Source organism: Nonomuraea zeae, assembly GCF_005889725.1.
Lineage (GTDB): Bacteria > Actinomycetota > Actinomycetes > Streptosporangiales > Streptosporangiaceae > Nonomuraea > Nonomuraea zeae.
The window spans coordinates 36349-55076 of record NZ_VCKX01000003.1 but is presented as its reverse complement, the minus strand read 5'-3'; the positions used below and the strand labels follow the sequence as shown (position 1 = coordinate 55076).

19 protein-coding genes and 1 tRNA gene are annotated in these 18728 nt (G+C 65.4%); 14 read left to right on the top strand and 6 right to left on the bottom strand.

The features are described from left to right. Nucleotides 1-485 precede the first annotated feature (485 nt). Entirely contained in the window at nucleotides 486-875 is a 390-nt protein-coding gene (locus tag ETD85_RS01650) for a hypothetical protein (protein WP_170246459.1), read from the top strand. 342 nt (nucleotides 876-1217) lie between these two features. Here the strand turns inward: ETD85_RS01650 and ETD85_RS01645 are convergent, their stop codons facing one another. From ETD85_RS01645 to ETD85_RS01635, 3 genes are all read right to left on the bottom strand, one after another. Next, nucleotides 1218-2192: a PIN domain-containing protein gene (locus tag ETD85_RS01645; protein WP_240778791.1), complete on the bottom strand. Its 975-nt coding sequence runs from the start codon at nucleotides 2190-2192 to the stop codon at nucleotides 1218-1220. 74 nt (nucleotides 2193-2266) lie between these two features. Further along, the gene (locus ETD85_RS01640; RefSeq protein WP_138687765.1) at nucleotides 2267-3070 is read right to left on the bottom strand and encodes an inositol monophosphatase family protein; all 804 of its coding nucleotides are present in this window, start codon (nucleotides 3068-3070) and stop codon (nucleotides 2267-2269) included. After that, nucleotides 3067-3966 carry a DUF5919 domain-containing protein gene (locus tag ETD85_RS01635; protein ID WP_206058020.1) on the bottom strand — a complete coding sequence of 300 codons (900 nt, stop codon included), beginning with the start codon at nucleotides 3964-3966 and terminating at the stop codon, nucleotides 3067-3069. Before ETD85_RS01635 ends, ETD85_RS01640 begins: the two co-directional genes overlap by 4 nt. A 765-nt stretch (nucleotides 3967-4731) precedes the next feature. Here ETD85_RS01635 and ETD85_RS01630 point away from each other — a divergent pair. The 9 genes from ETD85_RS01630 to ETD85_RS01595 all read left to right on the top strand — a co-directional run bounded on the left by ETD85_RS01630 (nucleotide 4732) and on the right by ETD85_RS01595 (nucleotide 11466). Further along, the gene (locus tag ETD85_RS01630) at nucleotides 4732-5463 is read left to right on the top strand and encodes a GntR family transcriptional regulator (RefSeq protein ID WP_240778759.1); all 732 of its coding nucleotides are present in this window, start codon (nucleotides 4732-4734) and stop codon (nucleotides 5461-5463) included. A 256-nt stretch (nucleotides 5464-5719) separates the two neighbouring features. After that, a complete protein-coding gene (locus tag ETD85_RS01625) occupies nucleotides 5720-6133 on the top strand; it encodes a plasmid replication, integration and excision activator (RefSeq protein WP_138687763.1) in 414 nt (137 codons plus the stop codon). Beyond that, entirely contained in the window at nucleotides 6130-6408 is a 279-nt protein-coding gene (locus ETD85_RS01620; protein ID WP_138687762.1) for a hypothetical protein, read from the top strand. Before ETD85_RS01625 ends, ETD85_RS01620 begins: the two co-directional genes overlap by 4 nt. Continuing rightward, nucleotides 6405-6707 carry a hypothetical protein gene (locus ETD85_RS01615; RefSeq protein WP_138687761.1) on the top strand — a complete coding sequence of 101 codons (303 nt, stop codon included), beginning with the start codon at nucleotides 6405-6407 and terminating at the stop codon, nucleotides 6705-6707. The genes ETD85_RS01620 and ETD85_RS01615 overlap by 4 nt, the downstream gene beginning before the upstream one ends. 88 nt (nucleotides 6708-6795) lie before the next feature. Beyond that, the gene (locus ETD85_RS01610; RefSeq protein ID WP_138687760.1) at nucleotides 6796-8205 is read left to right on the top strand and encodes an FtsK/SpoIIIE domain-containing protein; all 1410 of its coding nucleotides are present in this window, start codon (nucleotides 6796-6798) and stop codon (nucleotides 8203-8205) included. Then, nucleotides 8202-8354 carry a hypothetical protein gene (locus ETD85_RS62815; RefSeq protein WP_170246457.1) on the top strand — a complete coding sequence of 51 codons (153 nt, stop codon included), beginning with the start codon at nucleotides 8202-8204 and terminating at the stop codon, nucleotides 8352-8354. Before ETD85_RS01610 ends, ETD85_RS62815 begins: the two co-directional genes overlap by 4 nt. A 29-nt stretch (nucleotides 8355-8383) precedes the next feature. After that, nucleotides 8384-9919, top strand: coding sequence for a replication initiator (locus tag ETD85_RS01605; protein WP_138687837.1), 1536 nt, complete (start codon nucleotides 8384-8386; stop codon nucleotides 9917-9919). 12 nt (nucleotides 9920-9931) lie between these two features. Beyond that, a complete protein-coding gene (locus tag ETD85_RS01600) occupies nucleotides 9932-10138 on the top strand; it encodes a helix-turn-helix domain-containing protein (protein WP_240778757.1) in 207 nt (68 codons plus the stop codon). Beyond that, complete coding sequence (locus ETD85_RS01595) at nucleotides 10138-11466, top strand: tyrosine-type recombinase/integrase (RefSeq protein ID WP_138687758.1); 1329 nt, start codon at nucleotides 10138-10140, stop codon at nucleotides 11464-11466. The genes ETD85_RS01600 and ETD85_RS01595 overlap by 1 nt, the downstream gene beginning before the upstream one ends. A 104-nt stretch (nucleotides 11467-11570) precedes the next feature. Here the strand turns inward: ETD85_RS01595 and ETD85_RS01590 are convergent. Continuing rightward, a tRNA-Gly gene (locus tag ETD85_RS01590) sits at nucleotides 11571-11641 on the bottom strand. A 99-nt stretch (nucleotides 11642-11740) separates the two neighbouring features. On the opposite strand from ETD85_RS01590, the gene dcd reads away from it, so the two are divergent. The 3 genes from dcd (at nucleotide 11741) to ETD85_RS01575 (ending at nucleotide 14246) form a co-directional block, all read left to right on the top strand. Continuing rightward, the gene (gene dcd / locus ETD85_RS01585; RefSeq protein WP_170246456.1) at nucleotides 11741-12316 is read left to right on the top strand and encodes a dCTP deaminase; all 576 of its coding nucleotides are present in this window, start codon (nucleotides 11741-11743) and stop codon (nucleotides 12314-12316) included. A gap of 299 nt (nucleotides 12317-12615) precedes the next feature. After that, entirely contained in the window at nucleotides 12616-13233 is a 618-nt protein-coding gene (locus ETD85_RS01580; protein ID WP_106243913.1) for a DUF47 domain-containing protein, read from the top strand. Between the two features lie 8 nt (nucleotides 13234-13241). Further along, a complete protein-coding gene (locus ETD85_RS01575; RefSeq protein WP_138687757.1) occupies nucleotides 13242-14246 on the top strand; it encodes an inorganic phosphate transporter in 1005 nt (334 codons plus the stop codon). 116 nt (nucleotides 14247-14362) lie between these two features. On the opposite strand, the gene mshD is transcribed toward ETD85_RS01575, so the two are convergent. Continuing rightward, complete coding sequence (gene mshD / locus ETD85_RS01570; RefSeq protein ID WP_240778755.1) at nucleotides 14363-15271, bottom strand: mycothiol synthase; 909 nt, start codon at nucleotides 15269-15271, stop codon at nucleotides 14363-14365. 108 nt (nucleotides 15272-15379) lie between these two features. Here mshD and ETD85_RS01565 point away from each other — a divergent pair, with 108 nt between their 5' ends. Then, nucleotides 15380-17161, top strand: a complete 1782-nt coding sequence (locus ETD85_RS01565; protein ID WP_138687755.1) for a bifunctional metallophosphatase/5'-nucleotidase — start codon at nucleotides 15380-15382, stop codon at nucleotides 17159-17161. Between the two features lie 87 nt (nucleotides 17162-17248). On the opposite strand, the gene ETD85_RS01560 is transcribed toward ETD85_RS01565, so the two are convergent. Continuing rightward, the gene (locus tag ETD85_RS01560) at nucleotides 17249-18625 is read right to left on the bottom strand and encodes a sensor histidine kinase (protein ID WP_138687754.1); all 1377 of its coding nucleotides are present in this window, start codon (nucleotides 18623-18625) and stop codon (nucleotides 17249-17251) included. Between the last annotated feature and the right edge of the window lie 103 nt (nucleotides 18626-18728).

Genomic DNA, 18728 nt, shown 5'->3' with positions numbered 1-18728 from the left:
TCCCCCGCCTTCATGATCATTGCACGTATATTGCATGGCTCCCAGAGACCGCGCTGTGCGTACGCTGCCTTCGTGGATAGAGAGACGCTCGTTCAACTCCTCGACAGCTTAGGAGGGGAAGCAGGTCATGCGTGCCGTCGGGCGCTCGCGGCTGGAGCCTGCTTCGAGATAGGGCCGGACCCGGTCGAGGCGCTTCAACTGACCAGGACTTACCAGCGTCGCGCACGTCTTACCCGTCGGCTAGAGATCCCATCCCTCGGGCTCGAGGAGGCGGTCGCACAGCTCAGCTCCTGCGGCTTGCAGCACCTCATCCTGGGCATGGTCAAAAGCACAGAGCCCGCCTACCACTTTCAGCTCTTTCTAGCTCCCGACGCATCACGTGTGGTTTCGTGCATTGGCATCAGCCGGCGGGCCCGCAAGCCTCACCACCCCTGACCGAGATCACCCCAGAGCTGGAGGGCGCGCGCCAGCGACATAGTTGTACGGTGGCCGCCATGGACGCGTCATATGCCGCTGATGCTCGCAGGATCTGGCAGACCCATGTACCACGCCGAGGCCAGGCGGACACCGTCCAAGGCGAACTGTTGCGTGCAGTGGAGAAGCTTCGAGACGAGGCGCAGCGCAACGGCAACATCAACTGGGACGAGCACCATGAACGTCTCCTGGCCTACCTGCGCCAGACGCTCACCAGCTCAGGGCTGTTCACCGAGGAGACCTCGGCGGAATTGGCCATGGACCTGGATCGCCTGGCCGACTTCGAACACCCCCTCACCGATGACGCCCCTTTCGACCGCATCACGTACCGCGTCGTGGACTGGTGCCGCGCCCAGCCGGAGCCGGTTCGGCATGAGCACGATCTGCATCTGAAGCGATAAGCGTCGTCTTGCCTGATCGTCAGAGATCAGCCACGTTCTCCGGTGAGCCAGGGTGAGGAACGAACCCTGGATCGTCGATCGCCCCAAGCACGTATGGCGGCCAGCCATGCAGTGGCGATCGTAGTGCTGCATTTGTGTAAGGCGGCGCGGCAACCCTGGTCGGAGCGTTCGGTCCGTACGGCGGGGGGGCGCCCGGTGCCCGGCCCGGTGTCCCGCCGCCGTCCGGGACCGGCCCCCAGGCCGCACGCCCGGATGGCGGGCGGGCGGAGGGCCGGGGGTACGGCGGCGCGCCGCGCCGCCGCTTGATACCTACAAGAACAGTTCGGCAAAGCATCGCAGATTCTATGTGTCCAGGAAATCCCAATCGCTGCCGAGGGCCCACCGCAATGCGGAGAGCTTGCCGTGAACAAAGCCCCAACCCCAATCGTCCCACGGGCCAACGTTGTCGGCCCCGTAGCGCTCCTGCAATGCTCGCGTCGATGCTGCCAATCGTTTAGCAACATCTGGGGGTACGGACTCTCCCCGGGCAGCGGCTTCCCGTTCTGCAGAAATTATTTTTCTTTCGTGAGATATTACGTTGTAGAACTCATTTTCAGCCTCTAAGATTTCCGTGAGCGTCCGCGGATCCCGATGCAAGGACTCAGTCTCATCGGCCTCCTCGATAAACTCATCCCCGAAATATCCCTCCAAGGCCTCGTTGAGTCCATCAATTCCGTAGAAGTACGAAGATTTTCTCTGATCAAAGAGCTCGGCTAGATCTGGATGCGGCTCGCGTCGATCTCCGTTCGGCGTCGAGAAATCCTGATGATTACTGGTCACAAAGCAATACTCATTCTCAGGGTCGCCTTGACGGCGCGCAGTCGCATACATCTCGATGAGCAACGCGTCGGCGACGCTGTTTTTTTGTAGATGTAAGGGCGCCCGCTTGTCAAGCCCTCTCTTAACTACTCTTTCGTAGTCCAGACTGGTTGGTTCTAGCCTATATCCATTATCCAAGAGTTCGCCGATCTCATGGAAGTTCTGAAGAGTGAGGGCACTCAGCAGTGGAATGTGGTGAGTCATTTCCTCTAGCCAGACACGGTACCCATCGCCACCATATTCATGGAGATCGTGCCGGAGAAGCTGAAATCGTTCGCGAACCCTGGCGGTGACAGTAGCTTCAACTCTAGGTCTATTGCGATCGAACTCGTCGATCACCAATTGCGGCACCAGCAGGTTGAGCTTGCGTTGATGGCTAAAGCCCCGCATGGGGACTATCCATCGCTGCCCTCTTCGATCTTTGGCTAGATCTAGCCAGACCGACGTATCTATAAGCATATGGAGCACGGGCGCATTATCGCACATGCCCGATACTGTGCCCATTGCATTTTCGGACAAATGATCGACTGCCGCTACATCGTCGATTGCCGAGCCTCAGTGATGAGTTCCACGAGATCAGCCACCAGCTTGGGGCTAGCTGCGATGGTCGCGTGGGCGGTCATGCTGTGTTGGCTGCCATCGAGGTCAACGACTGTTGCTCCCGCTTCGCGGGCGATGATGACGCCTGCGGCAGTGTCCCAGGGATTGTTGCTGAGCATGATGTTGGCGTCGATCTTGCCGTCTGCCACCCATGCGAGGTCCATGGCGGCTGAGCCGAACATCCGTATGCGCTGGACCCGTGCGGCCAACTCTTGGGTCAGAGCGAGTCGTACCCTGTTTCGCTCCTGCGCGTTCTCGCCTACGGCGTAGTCGCCGATAGCGACGATAGCGGTTCCCAGATCGCGCGCGTCGCTCACCTGAATATGAGATCCGTTGGCTTGAGCGCCGGCGCCTTCCACCGCCGTGTAGCGGAGGTTGAAAAACGGCAAGTCAATGACTCCGAGCGTGGGCATGTCGCTGTCGATCAAGCCCAAGGAGACGCCGCACAAGGGGAGGCCGTGAAGGAAGTTGGCCGTACCGTCCACCGGGTCCAGCGTCCACATCAGGCCGTCACTCATCCGGCTGGCGCCTTCCTCCTCGCCGAGGAATCCGATCTCTGGCGTCTCGCGAGTCAGAAACTCTCGTACGGCGTGCTCTACTGCGTAGTCCACCTCGGTGGCCATGTCGCGGTCACCCTTGGCGGTGACGGCGCCGGGAGCCTTGGTTTTGATGATCTCGCTGGCGATGGAAACGGCGCGTTCGGCGATAGGGAGAAGCACGCGGGCATCGATGGTCATACAGGGTTGCTCCGCTCCCACATATCCCTGAACACCTGGTCGAAGATGGGGAACAGCCCCTCTGCGGCGGTGTTGTCTTTGATCACAAAGGTTGGTGAATCAACTCCGCGTGCCTGCGGCAGGTACGGCTGGACCACGCACAACGCGCGGTCCACGATGAGCAAGTTGAACCGGATCGTCTCGTCGTAGACGTGAAGTTCAAGGCGTTGGGCCGACGTGGTGTCGAGCCGATCACGCAACCTGGTCAGCATGCTGATGTTGAGCGCTGTGAGGGTTGTCAGGGTGCTGTCGGTGTAGCCCTCTTCTGCTTCGCGGGCGCGGATCGCCTGGCCCTTCGGGTCGAGGAAGAGGCAGCGGATGCGCGCGCCGGAGTCCAGCAGGCGCTTGAGCTGATGATCGGGATAGCTCTGGCAGAGGATGTTGAGCGACAGGCCTGCTGCGTTGATCTCCTTCGCGTCGTCGAACATCGACGAGGCCGGGTATGCGGAGGAGAAGGCCGAGCGGCTACTGAAGACAGCGGTCATGTCAGCCATCTGCGGCATGGGGCAGACTGCGGTGTCGGGGCCGACGCTTCTGGCTGGCTCCGGATCTGTTCTCCGGGCGGGGATCTCGACGGCGGCCGTGGTGAACAGCTCATGCGCCGACCTGTCCGGGAACATCGCTTCCAAGACGCGGCAGTGGCCTGAGTACGGCAAGCCCTTGAGCTCCCCGTTCAGCCATCGGTGGAGCTGTGCTCGACTCGGCCAACCACCCTGCAACGACGGATCCACCCTCTTGGCGGCTTTGTCGTACTCCTTACAGAACGTGCTGTAGGTCTGCCAGTGGCGTTGCGTCAGGAGAGTCTTCAACAGGATCGGCTGGTCAGTCATGATCCGCGCCTCGGGCTGGGGTGCCATATAAGCCCAGGTTAGCGACAGAGACGGGCTCGGACGAGACAAAGAGGAGACGAAAAGAGACGAGTCGATTACAGACGGTACTCGATAGCGATCGAGACGTGACAAGTCCTCGGGCAATCCTCGTTCCATGACTGCGCCGTGTAACTCCTGCTCAGGGCGAGGCTGGAAATACATCAGCCTCCGCCGGGCCGTGGTGGTGGCCGAGGACAACTCAGGCGATGCCGCTCTCCATGACCGACACCGCGATGACTGCTGGCGGTGCAGCGGGACCGGACGGGGTGCGCTGCTGTGAACATCTACGTCGGGTGTTTTGCGCCTCACGTTGGTCCGCCTCGGTCGAACCACATGCGCCTGGTCTGGCGGGAGGTGGTCCGCAAGCAGGGTCCGCCGCGCGTGATCGAGTACACCTGCGAGTGCGAGGACACCGTCTACGAACGGTGTCGCGAGGGTGGCCTTGCCTACATCCGTCGGACTACGCGTCTCGATGGAGCGGTACAGGAGGTTCACGAGACGTATCGCTGGCGGTCCAAAGAGGCGCAAGACGTCTGGATTGCCCTCCTCAATGGTGAGGCTCGATAGGCGGGCGCGGCGGTTGGCGAGTTCAGGGGTGCCATTTCCGTCGCGTCTTGGTGCTGGTGGTGGGCTGTCTGTTGCGCAGTCAGATGGTTCCTCCACCAGCTCGTACGCTTCCTGTAGCTGAGGGGGGAGACAGGCCGTCCAACTCGAACTAGGCTTAACGACAAGTCGAGTTGTTGGATGGTCGTCATGTCCTCTGAAGAGTTCGCGCCGCCGAAGTACGCCCAGATCGTGCAAACGATCAGGCAGAAGATCGCGGACGGGACCTATCCGCCCGGCTCTCTGCTGCCCTCCGAGACGCAGCTTGTCCGAGACTTCAAGGTGAGCCGTCCGACTGTCGTCCGCGCCCTCCAAGTTCTCCAACTCCGTGGAGTCATCGAGCGGGAACACGGCAAGGGATCCTTCGTGAAGGCTGCCCCGCCGGGCGCATCCAGCCAGAATCCCCGTCCGGGACGCGCTGTCCTGGACCGTGTGGAAGCCGACGAGAACAGCACGGTCATCGACGCAGGATCATTGGCGGCGAGTGCGGCAGTAGCGAAGCTGTTGGACGTGCCGGAGGGATCCACGGTCGTACGTCGTCGTGTTCTCTTCCGCGATGATGAGCGACCGACGGACCTGTTCACCGTGTGGTGTCCGGTGCATCAGGCCGAGGGAACGCAGCTCGGCGAGGCGCAGCCTCTCACCGCCGGCATCAGGGAACATCTCCGAGCGAGCAAGGGGCTCAATCTCCAACATGTCGTCGAACGACTGAGCGCCAGGCATCCTTCAACAGACGAAGCCAAGCTCATGGAGATTCGCAAGAGTGCGCCGGTTCTCGGAGTGCTGGCCAGCGTGTTCAACGGTGGAGGGCGGCCCGTGCTTGTTGTGGACCTAGTGCTGCCCGGAGACCTGCACGAGTTGGAAGACTCCTACTCGCTCTAGTTCGGAGCCTGTTCTACGGCGCAATCATTCACGGCAATCGCCCCGAGCCAGGGCATTCCTCGCTTTTGCGATTTTCTTGCCATGCCATAAAACGACCCTATTTGCCACATGGCTTATAGGTGGGTTCCTCCTAGCTCGCAAAAGATCTTGAAGAAATCCCGCTAACTCGTGTTGTCAAGTCCCTGACCTGCGGGTACCTTCATGACAACTCGACAAGACGAGTTAGCGACAAGACGACAAGCTAGGAGCAAGCCTTATGGCACTGCAAGGTCCCATCCCCGTCACGTTCGACATGGTCTTCCCGCACGGCTGCTACATCGTGGGCGAGGTCGAGCCCGTCAAGGACTTCGACGCCTCGACCAACGGGCGCTTCGTCCAGACCCGCGACAAGCAGAGCGCAGAGCTTGTCTGGCAGGTCAGCGTCATGGATGCCGACCCGACGCTCAAGGCGGCTCAGAAGACCGTCTCCGTCAAGATCCTCAGCCCGACCCAGCCGGTTCCTCCGGCTCCGATGGCCGGGCTGCCGTTCACGCCGGTCGAGTTCGACCACATGACCGCAACGCCGTACGTCAACCAGGCCGGAAGGCTGGCGTACTCGATCAAGGTTCGCGAGATGCGCGCGCCTCGCCCGGCAGGTAAGGCGACGTCCGCTGCTAAGGACGCGGCGTGATGGGGCGGCGGAAGGTCCGTCCGGTCAGCACGATCGCGCTCAAGGTCGGCCAGGGCGCTGATGTGCGGAACCATCCGTATCCGCAGCGGTCGCCGGTCCTGGGGCTCATCTTCGGCGGCACACAGGTGCTCGTCACCACGTCGGCCAACGATCACGTCACCCTCGACGACGTCGAGTTCGCTCGGAGTCTGGCGCGCGAGGCTGCCATGTTCGCCGGTGCGGTGGAGCGCATGTTCCACGGCCTGCCGAACGGGCTGAGGGTGGCGGGTCGATGACGCTCAGCCCGTACACCTACGTCACTGTCTCCATGCGTCCCGATCAACCGTCGCGGTTCAGCGTCGCCTTCTGCTCGGCGGAGTTGCGGGTGCACGCCTGGCTCGGGGAGAGCGGCAAGCCCTGCTTCGACCTAGGCACCTCGGACGCGTCAGTGACCGTCTCGACCGCAGGACCGGTGACCGACCAGGACCTCACCGTCGCTCGCGACATCTTCAACGCCGCCGCTCGGTATCTGGCCGACTGCGAGCGGCTGCACTCTGAGCAGTCCGCCCAGACCACCGCTGGCGAGGCGGCCTGATGTTCAGCGGGGCCGCAGGAAGCGGCAACTTCCGGCGGCCCCTCGGTCTTCCGCACACACGCGACATGCTTGGAAGGACTTCACCCTAATGTTCAAGAAGATGCCCGGCGATGAGCCGCACCGCATCGTCTCCACCACCCCTGACACGGCGGTGGTCTTCAAACCGGCCGTGGTGCAGACCCCGGCCATCATCACTCTGGTCATCTTCACCGCCCGGTTCGTAGCCGGCCTTTTCCGCCTCGTCTGGCGGCACCCCGTAGCGCTGGCCGCGATCACCGTTCCCGCTGGGCTCTGCCTCGTGTACGGCTGGCGCGTCGCGCTGCTGCTCGTCGTCCCGGCTCTCATGGCCATGGGCGCCTGGGCGATCCTCGACAGGCCGACGTTCGCGCGGTGGATCGGCTGGCGGCTGGTCGCCTTCGGTCGCTGGTTCTGGATCTATCGGCGGCACTGGCAACCGGTCATGACCGTCGCCGGGCTGGCTCGGCACATACGCGGACGGGAGTACATTCCGCGGCTGGTCAAGGTCAGCTCCGACTCTTGGGCCGATCGGCTCACCGTCCGCATGCTCGACGGCCAGGCGGTCAAGGACTGGTCCGACAGGATCGAGAACCTGTCCCATGGCTTCGGGTCGGAGACGTGCCGCGTCTCGGTGGTCAAGGCCGGGCAGCTCGTGCTGACCTTTCCGCGTCACGATCCGCTGGCCACGCCAATAGCGGCGCTTCCACTTCCAGACACACCGACCCTCGGACCGGTCGAGATCGGTAGGCGAGAAGACGGCTCGCCGTGGCTCCTCCGGCTGCATGGGACTCATGTCCTCGTCGCCGGGGCCACTGGAGCGGGCAAGGGCTCGATCATCTGGTCAGCGATTCGTGGGCTCATGCCTGCGATGCATGCGGGCCTGGCGGAGGTTTGGGCGCTCGATCCGAAGCTCATGGAGCTGTCGTACGGCAAGGCTCTCTTCGGCGGTCGGTACGCGGCCGATCCCGCTGACTGCGCTGACCTGCTCGACGAGGCCGTGAGCGTCATGCACAAGCGTGCGGCTCGTTTCGCCGGAGTGCAGCGATCGCACACGCCTACCCTTGACGACCCCTTCGTCCTGGTCGTGGTCGACGAGGTGGCGTTCCTTACCGCCTACCAGTCCGACAGGCAGCTCAGGCAGCGCATCTCGGCTGCTCTGGCCACGCTGACCACTCAGGGACGCGCGGTCGGCGTCGGCGTCCTGGCGGCTCTCCAGGACCCTCGCAAGGAGGTCATGAACATCCGCAACCTCTTCCCGGACAAGATCGCCCTGCGGCTCGACGAGTCGGAGCAGGTGGACATGGTGCTCGGTGACGGGGCAAGAGATCGCGGCGCACTGGCCGATCGCATCTCTCCTCGTCCGGAGCGGGGCGCGGGCGTCGGATACGTGCGGCTGGAGACCAGTCCAGATCCGATCCGCGTACGCGCCGCGTACGTCTCCGATGACGACATCCGCGCGATGGTCGGTGAGGTCCGATGACGCTGGCTCACTTCCTCGACGGCCTCCGCTGCGCTTCGTGCCGTGCGCTGAATGTCCTCTGGCTCGACACGGTGCGCGGCCTGGTCGAGTGCTCCGAGTGCGGACAGACCGCGCTCACGTTCCCCGAGATCGGAGAGGAGGTCCGTTGACCGACCGCAAGACTCCGCGCGCTGTCCGCATGGCTCAACCGCTCGCCCGCGACGTGGCCGAGGAGATCGCCAAGCTTCACGGCGTCTGCATCCGGCCCGTGGCGCTCAAGCGGCTCGACGTGACGACCGGCAAGTCAGAGGTCGTCGATGTCCCGTGCGGCTCGCCGTTGGAGAGCAAGTGTCCTCCGTGCGCCAAGCGCAATCGGCAGCTCCGGATGGCGCAGTGCCGCGAGGGCTGGCACCTCGACGAGGAGCCGATCATCACGCCCGACGAAACCACCGATGGGCAGCGCTGGCTCGTCGAGTTCCGGGCCGACATGCAGGCCAAGCGCGACGAGGAGGAAAAGGCCGGCGGCGACACCTCCGACTTGGACGCCGTCCTCACCGGACTTGATATCGAGATCAGCGAGGCCGGGATGCGCGGCAACGTGCTCGGTCGTATGGGGTCCAAGCGCGTCCGCTCCACCAAGCGCCGCCAGGACGCGCCCGACCTGCCCAAGCGAAAGATGGCCAACACGACTCTGGGGCGGACCTTCGAGGCGGCGGACGGCAGGACCTACCGGCCTTCGTTGTTCGTCACGCTCACCCTGCCGAGCTACGGCAAGGTCATGAACAGCGCTCCCATCGATCCAGACACGTACGACTACATTCGGGCAGCTCGTGACGCGCTGCACTTCTCCAAGCTCGTGGACCGGTTCGTGCAGAACCTTCGCCGGGTCGCTGGCTACGACGTGCAGTACTTCGCCACGGTGGAGCCTCAGAAGCGGCTCGCTCCGCATCTGCACATGGCTGTCCGGGGCACCTTGCCGCGTGCCGAGATGAAGCAGATCGCGGCGGCGACCTATCACCAGGTCTGGTGGCCTCAGGCGGATGAAGCCCGTTTCGAGGGTGACCACCTGCCTATCTGGAACGACGGCATCGGCTACGTGGACCCCGACACGGGCGAGGTCCTACCCACCTGGGACGAAGCCCTCGACCAGCTCGGCGACGAGCCCATGCACGTGATCCGCTTCGGCGATCAGGTGGACGTCAAGGGCGTGCTCGCCGGGTCACCGGACGCTGACCAGTGCATCCGATACCTGTCCAAGTACCTGACGAAGAGCCTCGGCGAGACCTTGGACGGTCAGGCCCAGCGGGAGCACTCGGCCCGTTTCGTCGATGCCCTTCGTTACGAGCCCTGCTCGCCGACCTGCCCGAACTGGCTGCGCTATGGCGTGCAGCCCAAGAACGCCAAGTCCGGGTTGGTCCCCGGCCGCTGCCGGTCCAAGGCCCACAAGCCCGAACACCTCGGCTACGCCGGTCGCCGGGTCCTCGTCTCCCGCAAGTGGAGCAACAAGACGTTCGCCGAACACAAGCAGGACCGCCGTACCTGGGTCCTGGAAGCCCTCGGCCAGGTCGACGAACCTACCGACCCGCACCGCTACGTCTGGCAACCGGTCAAGCCAGGCGATCCCGATGTTGCTCCGATCGGTGTCCGGCTCCTTCGATCCATCGCTGAACGCCAGCGATGGCGCGCCCACCTGAGACGACTCGAAGAACTTTCGGCAACTCCACAGGCCGCCTGAGAGGAGGAGATCTTGGACCAACTGTTCACCGTCCCGGAAGCGGCCGAACTGCTCAGCACCTCGGTTCGCTTCGTCCGCCGGCTGATCGCCGAACGCCGGATCGAGTTCGTGAAGGTCGGGCGGCACGTCCGCATCCGTGAGTCCGCACTGATCGCCTTCGTCGTTGCCGGGACCGTCGCGCCCATGACGACCTTCGACGCAACCAGGAGGGCCGCCTGATGGCGAACAAGGAGAACCACCGCCGTTTCGGCAGCATCCGCAAGCGGGAGTCCGGGCGGTACCAGATCCGCTATCCCGCACCCGACGGCCGGATGCGTACGGGCACCGACACCTACGAACGCAAGTCCGACGCGGAACGGGCGCTGTCGCTCATCGAGGCACAGATCATCAAGGGTGAATGGAACGATCCAGAACGCGGCAGGATCAAGCTGCGTGACTACGCCGAGACCTGGATCGCTCAACGCCCTGGTCTGCGTCCCCGGACGGTTGATCTCTATCGCTGGCTGCTCAAGAAGCACATCACGCCGCATCTCGGCAACGTCCAGATAGCCAAGATCAGTACTTCGACCGTTCGGCAGTGGCGGGCCGATCTGCTCGGCAACGGAGTATCGGTGAGCATGGCCGCCAAGGCGTATCGGCTGCTACGGGCCGTACTGATGACCGCCGCCGACGACCACGTCATCCCGCACAACCCGTGCCGGATCCGAGGGGCCGGCGACGAGCACGCGCAAGAGCGTCCGGTGCTCACCGTCTCCCAGGTGTTCGAGCTGGCCGACCGAGTCGGGCTACGTCCGATCGGCAATGTCCGCAAGATCAAGGACGGGGCATACCGGCTGCGCTTTCAACGGCACGGCGCGATGCGTACCCATCCGGAGATGTTCCTTGCACGAGCAGCGGCCGAGCGTGACCTGTGGAAGATGGCCGTGGAGGGAAAGGCCGACTCCACCCAGGACCGGCGGTTCCGTGCGATGGTGCTTTTGGCCACCTTCGCGAGCCTGCGATGGGGTGAGGTCAGTGCACTTCGCCGGATGGATGTCGATCTCAAGGCACGTGCGGTCCGCGTCCGAGTCGCCTTCGTCGAGCGCTCTGCGGGCGGGCTGGTGCTGGGACCGCCCAAGTCCAAGGCCGGTCGCCGGACGGTGGGCATTCCGCAGAGCATCGTCCCCATCCTCCAGGAGCACATGAACACCTACGTTCAGAGCGAGCCGGGCTCGCTGATGTTCCCAGCAGCCAAGGGCGGGCCGATACGCCGGAGCGGCTTCAACACGCGCACTCGGTGGGTGGATGTGGTCACGGAGATGGGCCTGCCGGGGCTTCATTTCCACGACCTGAGGCACACGGGCAACATGCTGGCCGCCGAGTCCGGCGCGGGCCTGAAGGACCTCATGGCTCGCATGGGACACGACAACGTACGGGCGGCCATGATCTACCAGCACGCGGTCAGAGGAGCCGACGAGGCGATCACCAACGCCATCGATCGGCAACTCGAAGCACGGGGCGATGACGACGACGAGGGCACGGCAGGCGCGCTGGTCCCGGCAGGGTGATCATGAGCTAATGGCCCGTTAATGGCCCGCGAAGATCGAACAAGTCCGGAAACAATCAAGGCCCGGGTCGGGATTCATATCCCCACCTGGGCCTTCACAGTGAGAGCGGGTGACGGGAATCGAACCCGCGCTGTCAGCTTGGGAAGCTGATGTTCTGCCATTGAACTACACCCGCGTGCGGCCCGAAGCCGCGTCCCCCACTGTAGCGGAAACTTGGCGCACTACAGCAATCCCAAGGCCCCAGAGTTTCCTGCCGGGCGGTAGGTTGCTCACCGTGTTGCTATCTGACCGTGACATCCTTGCTGAGATCGACTCCGGGCGGCTCACGCTCGACCCCTTCGACGAGGAGATGATCCAGCCCTCCAGCATCGACGTACGGCTTGACCGCTTTTTCCGGGTCTTCGAGAACCATCGGTACCCGCATATCGACCCATCCGTCGAGCAACCAGACCTGACGCGGATGGTCGAGCCGGATGGGGAGGATCCGTTCATCCTGCATCCGGGCGAGTTCGTGCTGGCCTCCACCTACGAGGTCATCACCCTGCCGGACGATCTCGCGTCCCGGCTGGAGGGGAAGAGCTCGCTCGGGCGGCTGGGGTTGCTGACGCATTCGACGGCGGGGTTCATCGATCCGGGGTTCAGCGGGCACGTCACGCTGGAGCTGTCGAACGTGGCCACGTTGCCGATCAAGCTCTGGCCCGGGATGAAGATCGGGCAGTTGTGCGTGTTCCGGCTCAGCTCGCCCGCCGAGCATCCATACGGGTCGGACAAGTACGGATCGCGTTATCAGGGACAGCGGGGGCCGACACCGTCCCGGTCGTTCAGGAACTTTCACCGGACCAAGATCTAGGGACCGCCCATTGGGCTCGCAGCTGTGAAAGCCAGATGAATTTCCGCCGATCAACCAGCCGATCGACCATCGGGTCACCATGAACAACTAGCCTCGCGACAACTCACAGTGAGGCTGGCCGGCGGGCACGAGCCCTGGCCGGTACGGGGTTGCCGCAAAAAGGCACTCAAACTACCCCGGTCCCGGTGTCGCGCAACATACGCAGGGTAGCCAGAAGGAGAAGGGGACATGAAGTTCGCATTTCGCCTGGTAACCCGTACTCTCTTCCACGGACCATCCCCGCACATCTGGAGAACGACGTGCGCCTGCGTCTCACGCCACGTGAGGACAGCTACTACGACCTGTTCGCCGACTCGGCGAACAACCTGGTCACGGCATCCCGCCTGCTGGTAGAGATCATCAGCGACGGATCGGACAGGGAGGCCCTGGCCGAGAAGATGCGCGCCTGCGAGCATGCCGGGGACGAACGCACCCATGCGATCATGAACCGGCTGAATGAGAGCTTCATCACTCCGTTCGACCGCGAGGACATCTACCGTCTCGCCTCGAACCTCGACGACGTGATGGACGCCATGGAGGCGGCTTCCGACCTCATCGTGCTTTACCAGATCGATCACCTGCCCAAGGACGTCGTCCGCCAGGTCGAAGTGCTGGAGCGGGCCGCCGAGCTGACCGCCGAGGCCATGCCCCGGCTGCGCTCGATGAAGAACCTCAACGAGTACTGGATCGAGGTCAATCGCCTGGAGAACCAAGGCGACCAGGTCTACCGGCGGCTGCTGGCCAAGCTGTTCAGCGGTGAGTACGACGCTCTCACGGTCATGAAGATGAAGGAGGTCGTCGACGCCCTCGAAGAGGCCGCCGACGCCTTCGAGCATGTGGCCAACACCGTCGAGTCGATCGCGGTCAAGGAAAGCTAGGCCCAGACGTGGACCTCACGCTCGCCCTCGTCATCGGCGTGGTCGTCATCGCACTGGCATTCGACTACACCAACGGATTCCACGACGCGGCGAACGCCATCGCAACCTCCGTCTCGACCCGGGCCCTCACCCCGAGGGCCGCGTTGTTCATGGCCGCGGCCATGAACTTCATCGGCGCGCACCTGGGCACCCAGGTCGCCCAGACGGTCGGCAAGGGCATCATCGACGCCCCGAACGGCTCGCACGGCCTGGTCATCGTGGCCTCCGCGCTCATCGGCGCGATCGCCTGGAACCTGATCACCTGGTATTTCGGCCTGCCGTCGTCCTCCAGTCACGCGCTCATCGGCGGCCTCGTGGGCTCCGCGCTGGCCTCCGCCAGCGTGGTGCACTGGGACGGCGTGGTCGAGAAGGTCGTCATCCCGATGATCTTGTCACCGCTGATCGGGTTCACGCTGGCCGCGGCGATCATGATCGCAATTTATTGGATCTTCCGCAACAGCCAGCCGGGCAAGACGAACCGGGGCTTCCGCTACGCGCAGACCGTCTCCGCCGCCGCCATGGCGCTGGGGCACGGGCTGCAGGACGCGCAGAAGACGATGGGGGTCATCTTCCTGTCCCTCACCGTCGGCGGCTATGCCAACCAGGGCGATCCCATCCCTCAGTGGGTCATCCTGGCCGCCGCGGGGGCGATCTCACTGGGCACGTACGCCGGCGGCTGGCGCATCATGCGCACGCTGGGCCGGCGGATCATCGCACTCGACCCCCCGCAGGGCTTCGCGGCGGAGTCGGCGGCGGCGACCGTGCTGTACGGGGCGGCCATCGGCTTCGGGGCGCCCATCTCCACCACGCACACGATCACCTCGGCGATCATGGGTGTGGGTGCCACCAAGCGGCTCAGCGCCGTGCGGTGGGGCGTCGCGGGGAACATCGTGACCGCCTGGATCCTGACCATCCCGGCCGCCGCCCTGGTGGCCTCCGTCTCCTACTTCATCCTGCACGCGATCGTCGAATAGGCCGCCAGGCCGTCACCTGGCCGCTCGCGTACATCACCCGTCAGGCCGTCACCGGCCGCTGGCGGACATGACCGTCAGGCCGTCACCGGCCGCTCGTGCACATCACCGTCAGGCCGTCACTGGCCGCTGGCGTACATCACGTCCACGTCCCACCGGTTGAAGCCGAGGGACTCGTACAGCCTGATCGCCGCCGTGTTGGCCTCGTCCACGTACAGCATCGCCTGGGCGAGGCCGCGCGAGCGCAAGTGGCCGAGACCGGCCAGCGTGAGCGCCTTCCCCAGGCCGGTGCCCTGCTGGGTGGGGTCGACGCCCACCACGTAGACCTCGCCCAGGGGCTCGTGGCCGTGGTCGGAAGAGCCGTGGATCTTCGTCCAGTGGAAGCCCACGAGCCGGTCGTCGCGGAAGGCCAGGAAGAATCCCTCCGGGTCGAACCAGGGCTCCTGCTCGCGCCGCAGCAGGTCGTCCATCGTCCAGGCGCCCTGCTCGGGGTGGTGGGCGAAGGCGGCGGCGTTGACCTTGAGCCAGGCCTCCTCGTCCTGGCCGGGCACGAACGTCCGCAGGGAGATGCCGGGCGGGACGGTGTAGGCCGCCAGCGGGGCGAAGAGGGAGCGGCGCATCTGCCACAGCGAGCGTACGCGCTCGAAACCGAACGAGACCGCCAGCGCCCCGGCGCCCGCGTGACCGCCGTGGGCCCACAGCCTGAGCCGGCCGCCGGTCAGCTCGATCACGGCCCTCAGCAGGCGCGCGCCGTTGCCCTTGCGGCGGTGGGCGGGGTGGATGACGAGCTCGACGCTGGGACCCTCGACCTCGTCGGTCGGATCGACGTGGGCGTAGCCCAGCAGCGTGCCGCCGGCCTGGAGCAGCAGCGAGCGGGCCTGCGGGTCGCCGCCGTAGCGCAGGTGGAGCATCACGTGCTCGTTGAGCGGGCGCACGCCGTCAGCCTCCGTCGCCGCGCCCACCAGGTCGAGCACTTCGGCGATCTCTTGGTCATCGAGTTGTTCTCTGATCTCCACGTGCGCGCTCACAGAACGAACTCTAGGCGCATGACTGGCAAATAACGCCATGTGCCGGCCCGGCATATCGTTACCTTTGCGACATTGGCTGCACAGATTACCGCCGTAACGTCTTGGGCCATGACGTCTCGTTCCTTCCTCCGGCTGGCGCTGGCCGGAGCCGTCGCCTCGGGTGCGGTCCTGCTCGCCACCCTCCCGGCGGACGCGAGCAGGGCCCCCAGGACGGTTCCTGTCCGGCTGCTCGCCCTCAATGACTTCCACGGCAACCTTGAGCCTCCGACCGGGTCCTCCGGCCGCATGGTGGACGAGAACGGCAACACCGTCGACGCCGGTGGCGCGGCGTACGTGGCCACCCATATGAAGGCCCTCGCCGACAAGAACACCATCGCCGTCGCCCAAGGCGACCTCATCGGGGCGACGCCGCTGATCTCGGCGGCCTACCACGATGAGCCGTCGGTCGAGTTCATGGGCAAGCTGGGGCTCAAGGTGGCCGCGGTGGGCAACCACGAGTTCGACGAGGGCTACACGGAGCTGCGCCGGATCATGAAGGGCGGCTGCCACCCGGTGGACGGCTGCTCGCCGGCGGGGCCCTGGAAGGGCGCGCAGTTCGACTACGTCGGGGCGAACGTCCTGTTCAAGAACCCGAACGAGAAGACCGACGCCCTCGCCGCGCTCGGCCAGCAGCCGCAGGTCCAGAAGCTGCTGTCCGACTGGGGAGTGCCCGCGCTGCCCCCGGTCAGCGTCAAGTGGATGAACGGCGTGCCGATCGGCTTCATCGGCCTGGTCACGCAGACCACGCCGAGCATCGTCACGAGCGAGGGGATCAAGGATCTCAAGTTCGTGGACGAGGTCAAGGCGGCGAACGTGGCCTCCAAGCTGCTCAAGTTGGTGGGGGTGAAGGCGCAGGTCGTGCTGGTGCACGAGGGTGACCAGGTGACCGCGGGCCAGTCACCCGACGCGTGCAGCGCGGTCCCCGGGGCGGGCAACCGCATCGCCACGCAGGTGGACTCCGAGGTCGACCTGATCCTCAGCGGCCACTCGCACCAGGCGTACCTGTGCAAGGTCAAGGACCCGGCGGGCAACGACCGCGTGTACTCGCAGGGCGGGTCGTTCGGGCGCGTCATCACGCAGGTCGATTTGAACGTGAACGTCAAGACCCGCGACATCGACCGGGCTTCGGTCGTGGCGGACAACCACGTCGTGACCCGCACGGTCACCGCCGATCCTGAAATTTCGGCGTTCGTGCAGACGTGGAAGGACCGCGTCGCCCCCGTCGCTAACAGGGCGGTCGGTACGATCACCGCCGACATCACGAACGTGGCCGCGCCCTCCGGCGAGTCCGCGCTCGGCAACCTCATCGCCGACGGCCAGCTCGCCGCGACGAGGACGGGCGGCAACGCGCAGATCGCGCTGATGAACCCGGGCGGGGTGCGGGCGTCGCTGACGTACGCGAGCTCGCCGGTCAACGAGGGCGACGGCGTCGTCACGTACGGCGAGGCGTTCACGGTGCAGCCGTTCAACAACCTCATGCAGGTCGTCACGCTGACCGGCGCGCAGCTCAAGACGGTGCTGGAGCAGCAGTTCACCGGCGGGCCGAACAACCAGGCGTTCACCAAGATCCTGCAGCCCTCCGCGAACTTCACCTACACCTACAACCGGGCCGCCGCCTGGGGCTCCAAGGTGTCCGAGATGAGGATCGACGGGGTGGCGGTGACGGACACGCAGTCCATCCGGGTCGCGGCGAACAACTTCCTGGTGGGCGGCGGGGACGCGTTCCTGGCCTTCCGCGACGGGACCGACCTGTGGAGCGGACCGCTGGACATCGACGCGTTCGTGGAGCAACTGGGCAGGAACAACCCGATCGCCCCGCCCGCCACCAACCGCATCACCGCAGTTGGCTGATCTCTCTTGACCCCCTTTCAGCCCTGTACGGCACCCGACCCGCCGTACAGGGCTGAGGGCCCCCGAAGCTGACCCCGGCCCGCGGGCTCAGGGGCGCTCAGGCCGCTCGTGGACGGGCAGGACGCAGACGAGGCGGGCCCCGGGCGAGTGCTCGACGACCACGAGGGTGCCGCGGTGGGCGATGGCGATCTCCCTGGACAGGGGCAGGCCGAGGCCGCTGCCGCCCTTGTCCTTCGCCCGGGCCTCCGGGAGGCGCATGAAGCGCTCGAAGACCCGCTCCCGGTCGTGCGGCGCGATGCCGTCCCCGTCGTCGGTCACCGTCACGACCACCCGGTCAGCCTCTCTCGCCACCGTCAGGTCGATCCTGGTGGCGGCGTGCCTGGTGGCGTTGTCCAGGAGGTTCGTCAGGAGGCGGTCGAGCTGCACCGGCGAGCCGAAGACGGGGGCCGTGCCGCACTGGTCCAGGTGGATGGGCACCCTGGCGCCCGCGCGGCGGAACACCTGGTCCTCGGCCAGGCGGCACATGTCCACCACGCGGCGTTCGGGGACCGCGCCCGCGTCGAGCTTGGCCAGCAGCAGCAGCTCGTCGATGATGCTGGTGAGGCGCTCGGCTGAGCTCAGCGCGCGCATGCACGTGGACGGCCAGTCCGCCTCTTCCGGGTAGGCGTTGGCCACCTCCAGCTGGGCCCGCAGGGCCGAGATGGGGCTGCGCAGCTCGTGCGAGGCGTCGGCGACGAAGCGGCGCTGGGTCTCGGCGGAGCGTTCGAGCCGGTCGAGGGTGTGGTTCGTGGTGGCGGCCAGGTAGGTGATCTCGTCGCCTGTGTCGGGCACGGACACGCGCCGGCTCAGGTCCTGACCGGTGATCTCGGCCATCTCCTTGCGGATGCGCTCGACCGGGCGCAGGGCGAACGCGACCACGGCCCACGTCGTGCCTGCCACGAGGGCCAGGATGAGCGGGGTCCCGAGGAAGACCAGGAGGAAGATCCACCTGAGGGCTCGGTCCACGTCGGTGAGCGACGACGCGCCGTAGACCGTGACCGGGCCGTTCGGCGTGTTCACCCGCATGCCCATGACGAGGTAGTGGACGCCGATCTCGGTCCCCTTGCGGCTCATGTTGAGCTCGGTGGTGTAGACCGTTTCGGGCTCGGGGACCGGGAACGGCTTCATCTGCGGCCCGTCCGTGAGGGCGGGGCTGGCCGCGACCAGCCTGCCGTCGTCCGAGATCACTTGGAGGAGCTGGACGCGCGGCGGGGTCTGGAGCACCTTGGGCAGCTCTCCCGTACGGGCCTCGCTGGCGACCCGCCGCACGGCGAGCTCCACCCGCGACTGCACGACCCCCTCCAGGTTGTCCGGCGCGGTGGCCAGCGTGAGGATGGACGTGGTGGACAGGACGATCGCCGCCACCAGCGTGGCGATCGTGGTCAGGCGTGCCCGGATGGAGCGGGGGAAGAGCCTTGTCAGCACCGCACCCCCTCCTCCGGCATCACTATCAGTGACATTTACCCGCAGGCGAGGTTCGCAACATGATGGCCTCTGATCTGCCCATACACGAGACGATTACTCATCG